General features: G+C 45.8%; 16 protein-coding genes, 12 tRNA genes and 1 rRNA gene. 27 read left to right on the top strand and 2 right to left on the bottom strand.

Going from position 1 to position 13,561, the window contains the following annotated elements:
- Positions 1-35 precede the first annotated feature (35 nt).
- From rrf to MHI32_RS27440, 13 genes are all read left to right on the top strand, one after another.
- Positions 36-152, top strand: a 5S ribosomal RNA gene (gene rrf / locus MHI32_RS27500).
- A 6-nt stretch (positions 153-158) separates the two neighbouring features.
- Positions 159-234 (top strand) — tRNA-Asn (locus tag MHI32_RS27495).
- A gap of 1 nt (position 235) precedes the next feature.
- Positions 236-311, top strand: a tRNA-Thr gene (locus MHI32_RS27490).
- 11 nt (positions 312-322) lie between these two features.
- Positions 323-397 (top strand) — tRNA-Glu (locus tag MHI32_RS27485).
- A gap of 40 nt (positions 398-437) precedes the next feature.
- Positions 438-513 (top strand) — tRNA-Val (locus tag MHI32_RS27480).
- Positions 514-556: 43 nt separating this feature from the next.
- Positions 557-631 (top strand) — tRNA-Gln (locus MHI32_RS27475).
- 5 nt (positions 632-636) lie between these two features.
- Positions 637-709: transfer RNA gene (locus tag MHI32_RS27470), tRNA-Lys, on the top strand.
- Positions 710-725: 16 nt separating this feature from the next.
- A tRNA-Leu gene (locus MHI32_RS27465) sits at positions 726-809 on the top strand.
- A gap of 6 nt (positions 810-815) precedes the next feature.
- Positions 816-890 (top strand) — tRNA-Gly (locus tag MHI32_RS27460).
- A 7-nt stretch (positions 891-897) separates the two neighbouring features.
- Positions 898-974: transfer RNA gene (locus tag MHI32_RS27455), tRNA-Arg, on the top strand.
- Between the two features lie 31 nt (positions 975-1,005).
- Positions 1,006-1,079: transfer RNA gene (locus MHI32_RS27450), tRNA-Pro, on the top strand.
- A gap of 11 nt (positions 1,080-1,090) precedes the next feature.
- Positions 1,091-1,164: transfer RNA gene (locus MHI32_RS27445), tRNA-Gly, on the top strand.
- A 14-nt stretch (positions 1,165-1,178) separates the two neighbouring features.
- Positions 1,179-1,252 (top strand) — tRNA-Pro (locus tag MHI32_RS27440).
- Between the two features lie 100 nt (positions 1,253-1,352).
- On the opposite strand, the gene MHI32_RS27435 is transcribed toward MHI32_RS27440, so the two are convergent.
- Positions 1,353-1,766, bottom strand: a complete 414-nt coding sequence (locus tag MHI32_RS27435) for an ImmA/IrrE family metallo-endopeptidase (RefSeq protein ID WP_036681396.1) — start codon at positions 1,764-1,766, stop codon at positions 1,353-1,355.
- 28 nt (positions 1,767-1,794) lie between these two features.
- Positions 1,795-2,226: a transcriptional regulator gene (locus MHI32_RS27430; RefSeq protein WP_076186596.1), complete on the bottom strand. Its 432-nt coding sequence runs from the start codon at positions 2,224-2,226 to the stop codon at positions 1,795-1,797.
- A gap of 285 nt (positions 2,227-2,511) precedes the next feature.
- Between MHI32_RS27430 and MHI32_RS27425 the strand changes: the two genes are divergently transcribed.
- From MHI32_RS27425 to MHI32_RS27360, 14 genes are all read left to right on the top strand, one after another.
- Positions 2,512-3,012, top strand: a complete 501-nt coding sequence (locus tag MHI32_RS27425) for an ArpU family phage packaging/lysis transcriptional regulator (RefSeq protein ID WP_094902361.1) — start codon at positions 2,512-2,514, stop codon at positions 3,010-3,012.
- A gap of 531 nt (positions 3,013-3,543) precedes the next feature.
- Complete coding sequence (locus tag MHI32_RS27420) at positions 3,544-3,957, top strand: DUF6838 family protein (RefSeq protein ID WP_038573440.1); 414 nt, start codon at positions 3,544-3,546, stop codon at positions 3,955-3,957.
- Positions 3,954-4,133, top strand: coding sequence for a hypothetical protein (locus MHI32_RS27415; protein WP_036681241.1), 180 nt, complete (start codon positions 3,954-3,956; stop codon positions 4,131-4,133). The genes MHI32_RS27420 and MHI32_RS27415 overlap by 4 nt, the downstream gene beginning before the upstream one ends.
- Positions 4,133-5,455 (top strand): phage tail sheath family protein, encoded by a 1,323-nt coding sequence (locus tag MHI32_RS27410; RefSeq protein ID WP_340011431.1) that lies wholly within the window; start codon positions 4,133-4,135, stop codon positions 5,453-5,455. The genes MHI32_RS27415 and MHI32_RS27410 overlap by 1 nt, the downstream gene beginning before the upstream one ends.
- A gap of 1 nt (position 5,456) precedes the next feature.
- Positions 5,457-5,927 carry a phage tail tube protein gene (locus MHI32_RS27405; RefSeq protein ID WP_036681245.1) on the top strand — a complete coding sequence of 157 codons (471 nt, stop codon included), beginning with the start codon at positions 5,457-5,459 and terminating at the stop codon, positions 5,925-5,927.
- A gap of 126 nt (positions 5,928-6,053) precedes the next feature.
- Entirely contained in the window at positions 6,054-6,476 is a 423-nt protein-coding gene (locus MHI32_RS27400) for a phage portal protein (RefSeq protein ID WP_076129761.1), read from the top strand.
- A 194-nt stretch (positions 6,477-6,670) separates the two neighbouring features.
- Complete coding sequence (locus tag MHI32_RS27395; protein ID WP_076186591.1) at positions 6,671-8,614, top strand: hypothetical protein; 1,944 nt, start codon at positions 6,671-6,673, stop codon at positions 8,612-8,614.
- 1 nt (position 8,615) lies between these two features.
- Complete coding sequence (locus tag MHI32_RS27390) at positions 8,616-9,368, top strand: LysM peptidoglycan-binding domain-containing protein (RefSeq protein WP_076099865.1); 753 nt, start codon at positions 8,616-8,618, stop codon at positions 9,366-9,368.
- Positions 9,369-9,377: 9 nt separating this feature from the next.
- Positions 9,378-10,340 (top strand): hypothetical protein, encoded by a 963-nt coding sequence (locus MHI32_RS27385; protein WP_076099867.1) that lies wholly within the window; start codon positions 9,378-9,380, stop codon positions 10,338-10,340.
- Positions 10,341-10,345: 5 nt separating this feature from the next.
- Entirely contained in the window at positions 10,346-10,642 is a 297-nt protein-coding gene (locus tag MHI32_RS27380) for a DUF2577 domain-containing protein (protein ID WP_076099903.1), read from the top strand.
- A complete protein-coding gene (locus MHI32_RS27375; RefSeq protein WP_076186586.1) occupies positions 10,639-11,070 on the top strand; it encodes a DUF2634 domain-containing protein in 432 nt (143 codons plus the stop codon). Before MHI32_RS27380 ends, MHI32_RS27375 begins: the two co-directional genes overlap by 4 nt.
- Positions 11,063-12,121 carry a baseplate J/gp47 family protein gene (locus MHI32_RS27370; RefSeq protein ID WP_036681258.1) on the top strand — a complete coding sequence of 353 codons (1,059 nt, stop codon included), beginning with the start codon at positions 11,063-11,065 and terminating at the stop codon, positions 12,119-12,121. Before MHI32_RS27375 ends, MHI32_RS27370 begins: the two co-directional genes overlap by 8 nt.
- A gap of 1 nt (position 12,122) precedes the next feature.
- Positions 12,123-12,536 (top strand): hypothetical protein, encoded by a 414-nt coding sequence (locus MHI32_RS27365; protein WP_036681259.1) that lies wholly within the window; start codon positions 12,123-12,125, stop codon positions 12,534-12,536.
- 1 nt (position 12,537) lies between these two features.
- Positions 12,538-13,560 (top strand): DUF2793 domain-containing protein, encoded by a 1,023-nt coding sequence (locus tag MHI32_RS27360; protein WP_076186584.1) that lies wholly within the window; start codon positions 12,538-12,540, stop codon positions 13,558-13,560.
- The last annotated feature ends 1 nt before the right edge of the window (position 13,561 follow it).

The following is a 13,561-nucleotide window of genomic DNA, read 5'->3' as shown; positions in this document are numbered from 1 at the left end:
CGATTAAGCCTGAGCATTTACGCTGTAAATGCCCGTTTGGTGGCGATAGCGGAGGGGTTCCACACGTACCCATCCCGAACACGACCGTTAAGCCCTCCAGCGCCGATGGTACTTGGATCGAAGGGTCCTGGGAGAGTAGGACGTTGCCAAGCGGATATTCCCTGATAGCTCAGTTGGTAGAGCACTCGACTGTTAATCGAGTTGTCACAGGTTCGAGTCCTGTTCGGGGAGCCATGCTCTCATAGCTCAGCAGGTAGAGTGCTTCCATGGTAAGGAAGAGGTCACCGGTTCGAATCCGGTTGAGAGCTCCACAGATTTGCAAGGCCCGTTGGTCAAGGGGTTAAGACACCTCCCTTTCACGGAGGTAACATGGGTTCGAATCCCATACGGGTCACCAACTTTTACTTGTTCTTACCCTTAGAGGGTCCCATAGATATGGAGGCTTAGCTCAGCTGGGAGAGCATCTGCCTTACAAGCAGAGGGTCGGGGGTTCGATCCCCTCAGCCTCCACCATAATCTTCCTAAGAGATTATGGGCAACATAGAGGTACCATCAATGGGGATTAGCCAAGCGGTAAGGCAACGGACTTTGACTCCGTCACTCATAGGTTCGAATCCTATATCCCCAGCCAAGTGCGAGCCATTAGCTCAGTTGGTAGAGCACCTGACTTTTAATCAGGGTGTCGAAGGTTCGAGTCCTTCATGGCTCACTTTTATTATTATCATGCGCGTGTGGCGGAATGGCAGACGCACCAGACTTAGGATCTGGCGTTTCACGACGTGGGGGTTCAAGTCCCTTCACGCGCACCACTTATTGCGGACGTGGCTCAGCGGTAGAGCATCGCCTTGCCAAGGCGAGGGTCGCGGGTTCGATTCCCGTCGTCCGCTCCATAATTTTGCGCCCTTAGCTCAGCTGGATAGAGCGTTTGACTACGAATCAAAAGGCCGGGAGTTCGAATCTCTCAGGGCGCGCCATTTTATTATTAAGCAATTATAGTATTTATAACGGGATGTAGCTCAGCTTGGTAGAGCACCTGGTTTGGGACCAGGGGGTCGCATGTTCAAATCGTGTCATCCCGATTTTCACCTTTGCGGGTGTAGTTCAATGGTAGAACTTCAGCCTTCCAAGCTGATAGCGTGGGTTCGATTCCCATCACCCGCTCCATAATTTTATAGTAACGGGATGTAGCTCAGCTTGGTAGAGCACCTGGTTTGGGACCAGGGGGTCGCATGTTCAAATCGTGTCATCCCGATACTCAGCTTAATCGCTGCTCAAATGCTCTTACTTCGGTAAGGGCTTTTTTGTTATGAATTGAATATACATATAAATACATTCTAAGAACGTATGTTCTATTATTCCTCCAAAAAAAATCGGACTTCCGGTGGAATTCCAATCCGTAGATAATAGTTTCTCCATGATTCCTCTTGTTCGGGGCTTCTGCCTGAAGATAATAATTTTACAGCAAATACATTAGCTTGACGTTCAAGCTTCCCAGGAGAGAAATAGGAGCTTTCCTCCAGAAAAAAGCGATTGATCCCCTTGTGAAGCCGATCATGTCCTAATTCATGCGCACAAACGAAGCGCTGCCATTCTACAGGCAACTCATTATGAATGACGATAAACCTTCTTCTTAATTTTCGATAATATAATCCCTTTGTGCCAGTCCCCAGATTCATGAAACGAATTTGAATGCCTAGTGCTGCGGCAAGCTCGAACGGGCAGTTGGTTTTATATTTTTTAATCAGACTATTGATCAGTTCATCCATGTTCTTCACCTGCAGCATGTTAGTATAGTTATTTAGTGTCTTTGGATTTTTTTCTCTTATTCATCTGTTTGGCTTCCCAGAACAATCCGGTTAGTACATCTTTTATCCTCTGTTTATCTTCTTTGTCTAATGGAATTCCGTCAAACATCAGCTCTCCATCATCCTCTAGCATTTTTCGAAAGTCTCTTTTATCTTTGCTTGTGGCCCAATCTGGGACAGCCTCATCGCTTGAAAGAGTCTGGTCCTGCAAATACCCTGCTTGATCCATTAGCTCATCGTAGGGGACGCCAGTGGCCTCAGCAATTTTGCGTAACGTGGTTGGTTTAGGAACCCCTCTTAATCCATTCTCAATCCGGGAAATTTGCGAACCGCTGATTCCGGCAGCTACTGCTAATTGATTAATGGTGAGTCCCTTTGTTTCCCGAAGATGCTTCATATAATCCCCGAATTCCTGTTTCATCTCAACTCACTCCTTATTGGCTGTAACCTTATGATAATAATATAAGCCATTTTTGCCAATAGGTAAACAACAAAGCGTATATAATTGCCAAAAGGCAAGATAATGGAGGGATATACGCTCTTTTTCGATAAAAACAGCCTAAAACGGGGTTTTACGAGATTGGTAAAGAAGTGGTATATTATAGAAAAATACGAACAGAATACGAACAAGATTTATTTTATCACATTGGGCTGGAAAATTCCGCAAATTAAATCTCATTCAGTTAAACCCAAAAGGAGTGCATAAATGATGAACATATCAACTTTACCAGAGTTGGACCGTCGCCGAACCCAGGTCGCTATAGAGAGCATGTTGGAGAAATACCGTATTTTTAAGACCGTTACATTTGAAGCTAAGGAAGCAAGCACAACTTATTCATACACAGAAAGATTTCATGGTCCTACTAACACTGTAACTGATCAGACTGCTGCGATAGCTTCTTATAATGTGGACATCCCCGCCGCAAGGAGAGCTTATTGTTCCGCAATAGACTCTGTGGTAGAGAGACTCGATACGAGAGAACAGCAGCTGGTACGGGAAAGGTATATGAGAAGAGACGAGATGTACGATTATACGATTTACAATCATGTGTTTGATCCACCGGTAAGTAAGGACACTTACGTGAAGATACGCTCGAAGGCTTTTTACAAGATGGCATTAGCGTTAACGGATCTCGGCTTACTGTCTCTGCAAACTTTAGTAACAACAGCGCCTAGGGTAAAGAAAGAGAAAATGAGTATTACTTAATAGAAGTAGAATAGTTTGATTAGTAAAGAAGACTGTATCGTCCGAGCGGATGATGCGGTCTTTTTTTGAATTATAAGAAAGTATAAGTTTCAGGGTGTACTTTATCCTTATAATCCTCGCACAAATGCTTGCCGTCCATAAAAGGAGGGTCGAAAGCTCTTTAGCTTGTCTTCAATTGTGTACCTCCAAAAAAACGCTCTATACCATCCCAAAGCTAGCCAAAACCTCGTCCGTTTACCCTCTCCGCAAGGATAATATGGGGGTATGATTATAACATGGCAAATGAAGCAAAAGAACACCGCAAGAGCATGAATGCTCTGCTAATAGTTCCGCCCTAAGGGTGATGAGAACAACCTAGCGGTGAAAGATTCTTCTCGCATTTGCCTAATGAAGAAGGGATATTATCCAACCTCGGATAGTATCCTTTTTTCTTAAATCTAGTTGAGGGGGTGTCTGCTTAATGTTCATGCAGTTGAAGGTTAACACCATCAAGGATCGACGAACGGTCGCAGATCAGAAAGGAATGGAGTGATGTCGGTACAACAATTGCGAGAACACATTACAAGTACACTTGAACGGTATTTTCCTGATGTGCCTGTATATGTAGAAGGAGAAAAACCTCAAACCGCTTATTTTCATCCCGGATTGATCTCAGCAACACTGGATCGGCAGCGGGAGGGCAGATATTTAGCGGTCTACCGTTTTGGCATCCGTTATGAGCAAGGCAATTTGCTGGAAGCTGAGAGAATGGCAGATAAGCTGAGTGAGGCGATGGCAGGAATGGAGCAGGATGGTGGAGCTTTTCGTGTAGTTAGGCAAGCTTGGGAAGCTGGAACTGAAGGGCATGGGCCGCTGTTTACAGTTGACTATATGTTGTATTTGCAAAACGACAAGCCTGACAGCATTAAGATGGGACAAATGATTGGAGGAGAACGATTGAAATGAGTACTAAAGGGAGTAACGGGAATGGGTTCAGTAAGGAACAGATTGTGAATTCCTCACTTTTTACGCCGAGGGAAAAGGATATATTGAACGTTATTTTGCAGGATGGCAAGAACTATACGCTCGAAGAAGCAAAGCAATCTATGGGATTGTTCAAAAATAAGGAGGTAATGAACTAATGGCAGGCGGAACATGGACAACGCAAAATAAGGTGCGCCCTGGGGTGTACGTAAATGTAGCATCAAATCAAGGTGCCATCGGCAAAATGGGAGAACGCGGGATTACGGCATTGGCGCTTGCCCTATCTTGGGGAGAGCCGGGAGTAATCATGAAGATTACCCCGCAGGATGATGTGAATAAGCTGCTAGGAGTGGATTTGGAACATCCAACTCTACTGCCAGTGCGTGAAGCGCTGAAACGGGCGGGAACCTTGCTGCTCTATCGATTGAATGAAGGCGTTAAAGCGGCAGTCACGAATAACGGCCTTCAGGTAACAGCTAAATATGGCGGTGTACGCGGAAATGATCTTTTGATTGTGATTGAGAAAAATATAGAGAATGCTGCTCTTTTTGATGTAAAGACGTTGCTTAATGGAACCGAACTGAACAAGCAAACGGTCGGAACGGCTGAAGAGTTGGTCGCGAACGATTATGTTCAATTCCAGAAAAATGGTGCAGAAGGCTTGAAGCTAATTGCAGGCATGCCGCTTACAGGGGGGGCTAACGGAACCGTGACGAATGGAGCACATAGTGACTTCCTGTCTGCTCTTGAGGTGCAGGAATTCCAAACAGTGGGTCTAGTATCGCAGGATAGTGCTCTGAAGGCACTCTACAGTTCCTTTGTGAGACGGCTTCGGGATACAGAAGGGAAAAAGGTACAGGCTGTACTATCCGATTATGCGGCTGCAGGTCATGAAGGTGTGATTAGCGTGAATAATGGGGTAGTACTGAGCGACGGAACTACGATTGATAACGTCAATGCCGTTGCTTGGGTAGCTGGTGCTACAGCAGCAGCTGCTGTTAATGAATCGCTGACTTATCAGGGTTATGATGATTCGTTGGATGCTGATGTAAGACTTAGTCATTCTGAGACTACAGCTACGTTGCTAAAAGGAGAGCTTATCTTTACTTACAGTGGCGGACGGGCTGTGGTGGAACAGGATATCAATACATTTACCGCGTTTTCACCGGACAAAGGCAAAGCATTCTCCAAAAATCGTGTACTGCGCGTGCTGGATGGAATTGCAAATGATATGAAGCGTATTTTTGAGAACTACTATATCGGTAAGGTCGCGAATAATGAAGATGGCCGTGCTCTTTTCTGGTCACAGTGTGCGACTTATATGAATGATTTGCAGGATATGGGTGCGATTGAGGGCTTTAACGCGCAGACAGATGTTGTAGTTGTGGCTGGTGCAGATAGTGATAGTATCGTGCTGGATGTGGCTGTGAAACCGGTAGATTCCGTAGAAAAAGTATATATGAAAGTGAAGGTGGTTTAAGATGGCATTTTTAAAAGCTAGTGATACGATTTCCGGCCAGGAGGGCCGTGCTTATGCTGTGATTGGTACGCAAACCGAAGAGATGTTCTATGTGAAAACTCTTGAAGCTACAGTAGAAAAAACAAAGGCAGAGGTGAAAACACTGGGTCGCCGGGGTGTTCAGCATAAAGCGACTGGATGGTCGGGCAGCGGTTCGATGACGATTTTTTATATGACTAGTCGTTTCCGCCAGATGATGCTCGATTATATGAATACGGGTGTTGATCAGTACTTCGATATTGAGGTTACGAACGAAGATCCATCGTCCAGCGTGGGAGCACAACGTATTATTTTAAAAGGCGTGAACCTTGATAGTGTCATCATGGCCTCACTCGATACAGAGTCAGATGCTCTGGAAGAAGAAGTTAGCTTTACCTTTGAAGATGTGCAGATTGTGCAAGCTTTTGGTGCTCCGGCAGGTTCCGGGCTTTAATTAAGACAACTAGATAGATTGGAGCAAGCAAGACCCGAACGTAGAATGAGCGACGGGTCTCTTCTCTGTCTATTGGTAGCTAGTAGCAGGAGAAGTATCTAAATAAATAATTCTAGGAGGAAGACAATGAGCGAATTAAGTTTGTTTTTTGCCCAAAATGTAGCATGTGACACGACCGAGGAGTTTGTAGTATCCCAGCGTTTTAAGGATAAGGAAGGAAATGCGGTAGCTTGGAAGCTGCGCAGTATGACTGAGGATGAGAATCAGGAATGCCGCAAGGCCGCAACCCGTAAAGTCAAAGGTAAAAACGGAGTGTATACCTCCGAAATTGAGCCTAACGATTATATGGCGAAGCTGATGACCTCAAGTGTAGTGCATCCGGATCTGAAAAATGCTGAATTGCAGCGTTCTTATGGCGTACTTGGCGCTGAGACACTGCTGCGTAAAATGCTGCTACCAGGTGAATTCGCGGCGTTGGGTGAGCGGGTGCAGGCCTTAAATGGTTTTGGCACGGACATGAACGAGCTGGTGGATGAAGTAAAAAACTAATCAACGAGGGCGATAGTGAAGCCAATTTTGCTTATTACGCCCTCCATGAGCTGCACATTTTACCCCATGAGCTGATGAAGCTGTCTTCCCGCGAACGCGCCGCAATATATGCGATGATTGCTGTTCGTGTGGAGAAGGAGAAGCGCGATCAGGCACGGAGTAAGGCGAGGAAGAGATAGTTAGGGGGTGAGAGAATGAAGATAGACGCATCTAAAGCCGTAATGCTACCGATGAAATCTCTGGGAATTTGGAAGAGTGTTAATAAACAATGTGTTCGTGTGAACAGCAATCTGGATATCGTTAATCGATTGGTCAAGGGAGTGCAGGTAGTTGTTAAGCGGTCAAGCGATGAGATGAGCCGTTCTCTGAATCTAGTGAACCAATCTTTGCAGGATATCAATGATACGCTACTTGAAGGCTTTAAGAGACTTCCTCCTAAGGTCATAGTTTCTAGAGATATAGTTATCGAGCAAAGCCAACAAGCAGGGCAATCACAACAGTTAGCGCTTCGAACATTAAATAGCTCCCCAAGTGTGCAAAAAGGTAAGGCTGAAGAAGAAGAGGCGAAAAAGGTAGAGTGGTGGAAAGGGCTAAAAGCGAAGGAGAAAAAGAAAGAAGAGGAGAAAAAGCCGGAGGTTAAGGCTGATCCGGTCCCCAAGCCCAAAATTAATCTGAAAAAGGAACCTCCGGTTCCACCATCCCCACCAACTCCTGACTCGAGAATTATGAAGTTTCTCAAGACAGTTGATGTGGTAAAGCCATTTAATGCCGTGAAGTCTTTTGGGGAGAAAGCTGTAAAAGCTGCGGCACAACCAGGAGATATCGCTGACTGGAATAAGCTGAATGACAATACAGATGCTGCACTTGGGAAAATCGGTGAGAAAGCAATGGGAGCCTTGAGGCCAGTGATGGATACTTTGAACGAGGCGCTGACTTCAAACCAATTTATGCCGATTATAGATGCTATGGCTAACGGCTTTCTGATCATTGCTAATGTGATTGGCATGGTAGTGGATGGCTTATTATGGTTGGTTGGAGTGGTGCAGGAGAACTGGTCTTGGATTAAACCGATTCTTGAAGCGATAGCCATTGTCTATCTCGTAGCTATGATCGTACAAGTGGCTCTACTTGTAGCAGCCGCTTATCAGCTTGCAGCAGCATGGTTGGTAGTAAACTGGCCTATTTTAGTGGTTATCGCTGTTATAGCTGTTCTTATTTATATTTTTCAAATGTTAGGTATTTCTGCGGGGGATGTCGTTGGAGCTATAGTGGGAGCATTTGGATGGTTAAGCGCAGTGATGGATAACATTTGGATTTTTATACAGAATGCAGCTATCTCTGCATGGGATTATATAGTGAATAAATTTCATGAAGCGGTCAATTTTATGAAGCAGCTGCTATATGATTTGGGTATGGGTGCCCTTAATGTTCTTTACAATATGACAGTTGGAGCAGAGGGCTTTGCCGGGGGATTCATGAAGGTAATGGCAAAAGCAATCAATTGGGTACTAGACAAATTCAATTCCATGATTGAGGCTTTAAGTCATATTCCATTCTTCGACGAATTGGGGATAAGTGAACTAAAAGTTGAGAGGAAGGAGCCGGAAATTCCTCATGCGGCAAGCGATATGATCGATAAATACCGGCAAAATTTTAAGGCGTTTGCTCCTACCGCTGATAATTTTCCAGAGCAAAAGACTGCTAAGATCGAGTACGTTAATCTTGAAGATAGTTTTAATAGCGCCAGTCAAAAAGGAAAGAATGCCACGAACAAGTTGATGGACAAAGGGCGCGATGCTACTGAAAAAGTGAAGGATATGTTGAATCCGATCAGCAGTACAAAAGCACTGGATTCAACAGGTCTACTAGCTACTCAGGGCAATAATCTGAACACCGTCAACCGTGTGAACGAGCTCGGCTCCATCAACGACACCGTAGACATCTCCAGTGATGATCTGAAAATGCTGCGCGAGCTGGCCGAGATTCAGGCGATCCAGAATTTTGTGGAGCTTACGCCGACGGTGCAGGTGACGACCGGGAATATTAACAATGCCGGAGACATTGATACGATTATCAACAAGATCGGGCAAAAGCTGAACGAGGAGTTTGTCTCTACGGCGCAGGGGGTGTATACGTAACGTGGAAGAGTACGGAATTTTTTTGGGTTTTAATAATCAGGAGGATGCAATTCGGCTGCCAGTCAATCCAGAGACCTTGGAAATCAAGGAGAGTGGGGATGGAAAAAGCTATACCATTATCGATCTGGGTGAGATCAATACGATTGCTTATCCAAAGCTTACGGAGATCACAATTGAAAGTATTTTCCCGGCACAAAGGTATCCGTTCGTATTGGTGCAAGAGGATGGACTGAAAAGGCCTTTTGAATATGTGGAGCTTATTAAGAAATGGATGACGAGTCGTCGGCCCATTCGGTTTGTGTTCTCCGGTGTGAGGTATCCCGATGATACGAAAAAGGATGAAAAGAAGTTAAACAAACCGCAGAAATGGCTAGAGGAATCTTCAATTAGTGAGGATAGATCTTTAGAAATTGATTTTGCTGTGAATATGGCTATGAGCATTGAAGGTTTCACTTGGAAGCTTAGTGCGGGTACGTCAGGGGATATTGAATATTCGTTATCTCTCAAAAAATACGTATTCTATCAGGCGGTAGCTGTGAAGGTTGTCAAAGGTGAAGTGAAGGCGGAACAGAAGCGGGCCAATGAAAAAGCAAAGCCTACTACCTATACCTTAAAAGCTGGAGACAGTCTATGGAGCATCGCTCAAAAAAACCTAGGAGATGGCTCGAAGTACAAAGTCATTCAGAAGCTTAATGGCATTCCGGATAGTGAGCTGAAGAAGCTGCCCATCGGTAAAGTCATCAAGCTGCCGTAGGAGGATGTTATGGAACTGCTAGTGAAGAATAAAGAAGGGAATCTATGGGATATTTCTGGCATCGTCTCAGATATTTCTTGGAAAACCGCACGGTCAGGTAAACCGTCAACGCTAGAGTTAACGCTTGTGGATAGCGGAATCTATCAGCTCCCCAAGTTCGGGATCAGCAATGGTGATATTATTCAGTTCAGTAAAGATAATGTGGATGTATTTTACGGATTTGTGTTCAGCATTGATACGGGCTCGGATCAGGAGATTAAGCTGACTGCCTATGATCAGATTCGTTATTTGCTGGGCAATGGTAGTTATGTTTTGCAGGATGTTACGGCTAGTGATGTGATCAAGAAAATAACAACGGACTACGGATTAAAGACAGGTGTGCTGGAGGAGACAGAGTACCGGATTCCTTCTTTAATTGAAGATGACAAAAAGCTGTTGGACATCATTATGGGAGCCATCGGCAGTGAGCTTCAGTATAAGGGGCGGTTGATGGCTTTTTACGATGATTTTGGGAAGCTGACGCTGCGTAAACCGGATTCTATGCTGCTTAACCTGGTGCTCGGAGCGGGTCATTATCTGTACGATTATTCGCTCAAAAAAAGTATTGATGACGATACGTACAACACGATTTTTCTGTACAAGGATAACGAGGCATCGGGCAAACGCGATTTCTATCCGGTTAGTGACAAGGACAATGTGAAACGCTGGGGTATCCTGCACTTGTATCAGAAGGCTGATGACAAAGCGAATGCTGCCCAAATTCAGGAGAAGGCAAACAATTTACTGAAAATGCACAACCGTGAAAAGCTCAGTCTCTCCGTACAGGCGATTGGTGATATGCGTGTAAGAGCAGGTAATTTCATTTATGTCCTATTGGATGAATTCGAGACTCAATTGTTTCTGGTGGACCAATGCAGCCATAAGATTTCTGGAGGGGAGCATACCATGTCCCTCGATATTAAGGTGGTGTAGAAATGATGTTAGATATTATTAAAAAAGCAAGTCTAGGAGCCGTGGGAAGTACAAATCCCGTGGCTTTTTCTTATGGAACGGTAACGGAGGCAGCTCCTTTGCAGATCCAGGTGGATCAGCGGTTTATTTTATCGGGGAATGCGTTAGTGCTGCCTGAATCGGTAATGGAAAGCAAGATCGACATCGAGGGCAAAGAAGTAATACTTCGGCGAGGACTAGCGAGTGGGGACCGCGTATTAATGGTTCGAATGCAGGGCGGACAAAGCTACATTGTTCTGGATCGGCTGGTGAGCCCGATATGATCCCTGCGATTGGAAAAGCTGGACCGATAACGGCCCTGCTTGAGGGGGAAGTCAACCTTGAGCGTGGGGAAAGTCCTAGTCTTACGTACCGGATGGATTGGGAGAGAAAAAGGATTACAGGCCAAACGGATGGACTAGAAGCTGTTCAACAGGCGGCGGCTAAAATATTGCGAACCGATCGGTTTGAACATCTGATTTACAGTTCTGATTACGGAACAGAGTGGCGGTTGGTGCTTGGTAGGGACCGGCTGCTGGTTAGAGCTGAAATCAGACGTATCGTTAGTGAGGCACTACTTCAGGATGAACGAATCCTTAGTTTAGAGAATATTGTTGTTTCGTTTACCGGAGATAATCTAACTTTTGACTGTAAGGTCGTCACACGTTACGGAAATTTTCAGCTGAGAAAGGAGTGGAATGAGGATGTATGAGGATCAGACGTATGAGGCTCTTTTGGAGCGGATGCTGGACCGGATTCCATCAGGATTGGATAAACGCGAGGGCAGCATCATTTATGACGCGTTGGCTCCAGCAGCCGCTGAGTTGGCACAGATGTATATTGAGCTGGATGTGAATAATAATCTGTATTTTGCAGATACGGCTACCGGAGAGTACTTAGAGCGAAGTATCTCCTGGTCAGGCATTGTAAGGCGTGAAGCCAGCAAGGCGCAGCTGAAAGGGATTTTTTATAAGGCGGATGGAGGATTGTTAGATGTTCCACTCGGCAGCCGCTTCTCACTCGAAATGCTGAATTATACGGCTGTGGAGAAGTTATCTCCTGGAGTGTATCGCTTGGAAAGTGAAACCGCTGGAGAAGAAGGAAATCGATATTTTGGCTCTTTACTGCCAGTGGATTATATCTCAGACCTAGCGCGCGGAGAAATAGCTTCTCTTCTGATCCCTGGGGAGGACATTGAAACGGATGATGCACTACGCCAGCGTTATTTGGATTCAGCCAGACGCCCAGCTACTAGCGGAAATAAATATCACTATATGGAGTGGGCACTGCAAGTTCCGGGTGTGGGAGGCGCACGTGTTTTTCCATTATGGAAAGGTCCTAAAACTGTGAAGGTGATTATTGTGGACGCCGAAAAAAAACCAGCATCCGAGCTGTTGGCGGCTCAGGTGCAGCAATACATTGATCCGGTCTCAGGAGCGGGTGAGGGACAAGCACCGGTAGGGGCTGTTGTGACCGTGGCACCGGCTGCGGGCAAAAACATCAGTATAAGCGCCAAGGTAACCCTTGCTTCTGGCTATGCTCTGCAAGCTGTAAACCAAGGCTTTCAGGTGATGCTTGAGAAATATCGCAAGGAGAAGGCTTTTTCAGCAACCTATATCAGTCAGTCTGTCATCGGGGCATTATTGCTTGCTACTGAAGGAGTTGCGGATTACACAGAGCTGAAGTTGAACAGTGGAGCGGGCAATGTGATGTTGAACGAAGAAGAAGTACCGTTGTTCGGCAACGTTCTACTGGAGGTGTAGCATGGGTTATCCAGAGCAAATTGATATTTTTCAAGAAAAACTTAATAAAAAAGCAAACGGTAGCAGCTATGTTATCGAAGAGAGATTACCGCTTGTAAATGGCGTTTACAGTGGTCTTCTAGCGCATGACAATATTAATAATCAGACCATTGCGGTGTACACAGGGTCACAGTATTCCGGGATCGAGCTACGCAATTTCACTGTGTCTTTTCCGGATGAGGCGCCCTGGCGGCGGTTGATTAAGATTTTTGCCGATGTGCCTGAGGTATATGTGACTTACGAAACTCCCGGCGATACGGTTGAAGCAGAGGATATTAACGGTTTGCAGGTGAGTCTTACTGCTGTCCAGACTGAAATAGAGCGTTATAAGAACAAGGGCCAGATTGACGGAGGATCATTTAGAAGAGAGGTGTAAAATGGCACAGACCATACAAATAAAGCGAGGTACAAAGGCTGAGCTAACGAGTTATGGCGTGTTGAAGGCAGGCGAGCTTGGTTTTTGCAGTGATACTAAGGAAGTTTATATTGGTGACGGCACGTCCAATTCCATGGTCGGCAGGGCGCTGTCAGGGCCAGAAGCTTCGCGTCCGGTTGCAGGATCCGTTGGTCGTTTGTATTACGTGACTACGGGTTCGAATAGCGGATATTTATATTTTGATGATGGGGCAGCTTGGCGGCGGGTGAATGTGCAGAAGCTTACCGATCTGACAGGTACAATTGACGATATCGCTGATGGAGCTACCTATGCGAAGGTGCTTAAAGCGGATATTAGTGCGGGACATATCAATAAAGTATCGGATGGCACAAGCGTAAAGACTGCCGCTGAGATCAAGACTCACATTGATGATGTGGCCAAGCACCGGACAATCAATGATACAGGGACTACGATTACAGACTTGTGGTCTGCACAAAAGATTAAAAATGAAATTGAGCTGGCTAAGCATAACATCGAACCGCAAGCGTCGGTAAAAGACCAGAACCTGCTGGCTCCACCTGCCAGTCCGGTTGAGGGGGATCGATATATTATTCCAGCAGGGGCAACCGGGGCATGGGCGGGCAAAACGAATCAAATCGTGGAGTACCAATCTGCTGCTTGGGTATTTTATGTTCCTACCGTAGGCTGGACCGCTTACGTCGATGATGAGCAGAAGATTTACAGCTGGAACGGCAGCGCATGGGTACGTACCGGTGGTGCACTACAGACCATTACAGCCGGGAGCGGGCTGATTGGTGGGGGGCAGGCCGATACTGTGACGTTGAACATTGGTGCGGGCAATGGGATCACAGTCACTGCAGACGCGATTGCGGTTACCGCTGGAAAAGGAATCACCGTGGATGCAGCTGGTATAGCTGTAAGTGTGGATGGAAGCAGTATCGTTTATGATGCAGCGAATGGCAATAGACTTACCGTAGCCAGTATTGATGGCGGAACATTCTAGG

It is taken from the genome of Paenibacillus sp. FSL H7-0690 (assembly GCF_037980415.1).
Classification (GTDB): Bacteria; Bacillota; Bacilli; order Paenibacillales; family Paenibacillaceae; genus Paenibacillus_AQ; species Paenibacillus_AQ odorifer.
The sequence above is the reverse complement of the archived record's forward strand: the minus strand, read 5'-3'. Positions and strand labels throughout refer to the sequence as shown.

Excerpts from the sequence above, each read along its gene's own strand:
- MHI32_RS27395 (WP_076186591.1), top strand. The coding sequence starts at position 6,671 with ATGAAGATAGACGCATCTAAAGCCGTAATGCTACCGATGAAATCTCTG.
- MHI32_RS27360 (WP_076186584.1), top strand. The coding sequence starts at position 12,538 with ATGGCACAGACCATACAAATAAAGCGAGGTACAAAGGCTGAGCTAACG.
- MHI32_RS27405 (WP_036681245.1), top strand. The coding sequence starts at position 5,457 with ATGGCATTTTTAAAAGCTAGTGATACGATTTCCGGCCAGGAGGGCCGT.
- MHI32_RS27435 (WP_036681396.1), bottom strand. The coding sequence starts at position 1,766 with ATGGATGAACTGATCAATAGTCTGATTAAAAAATATAAAACCAACTGC.
- MHI32_RS27430 (WP_076186596.1), bottom strand. The coding sequence starts at position 2,226 with ATGAAACAGGAATTCGGGGATTATATGAAGCATCTTCGGGAAACAAAG.
- MHI32_RS27425 (WP_094902361.1), top strand. The coding sequence starts at position 2,512 with ATGATGAACATATCAACTTTACCAGAGTTGGACCGTCGCCGAACCCAG.
- MHI32_RS27400 (WP_076129761.1), top strand. The coding sequence starts at position 6,054 with ATGAGCGAATTAAGTTTGTTTTTTGCCCAAAATGTAGCATGTGACACG.
- MHI32_RS27415 (WP_036681241.1), top strand. The coding sequence starts at position 3,954 with ATGAGTACTAAAGGGAGTAACGGGAATGGGTTCAGTAAGGAACAGATT.
- MHI32_RS27380 (WP_076099903.1), top strand. The coding sequence starts at position 10,346 with ATGTTAGATATTATTAAAAAAGCAAGTCTAGGAGCCGTGGGAAGTACA.
- MHI32_RS27420 (WP_038573440.1), top strand. The coding sequence starts at position 3,544 with ATGTCGGTACAACAATTGCGAGAACACATTACAAGTACACTTGAACGG.
- MHI32_RS27370 (WP_036681258.1), top strand. The coding sequence starts at position 11,063 with ATGTATGAGGATCAGACGTATGAGGCTCTTTTGGAGCGGATGCTGGAC.
- MHI32_RS27375 (WP_076186586.1), top strand. The coding sequence starts at position 10,639 with ATGATCCCTGCGATTGGAAAAGCTGGACCGATAACGGCCCTGCTTGAG.
- MHI32_RS27385 (WP_076099867.1), top strand. The coding sequence starts at position 9,378 with ATGGAACTGCTAGTGAAGAATAAAGAAGGGAATCTATGGGATATTTCT.
- MHI32_RS27410 (WP_340011431.1), top strand. The coding sequence starts at position 4,133 with ATGGCAGGCGGAACATGGACAACGCAAAATAAGGTGCGCCCTGGGGTG.
- MHI32_RS27365 (WP_036681259.1), top strand. The coding sequence starts at position 12,123 with ATGGGTTATCCAGAGCAAATTGATATTTTTCAAGAAAAACTTAATAAA.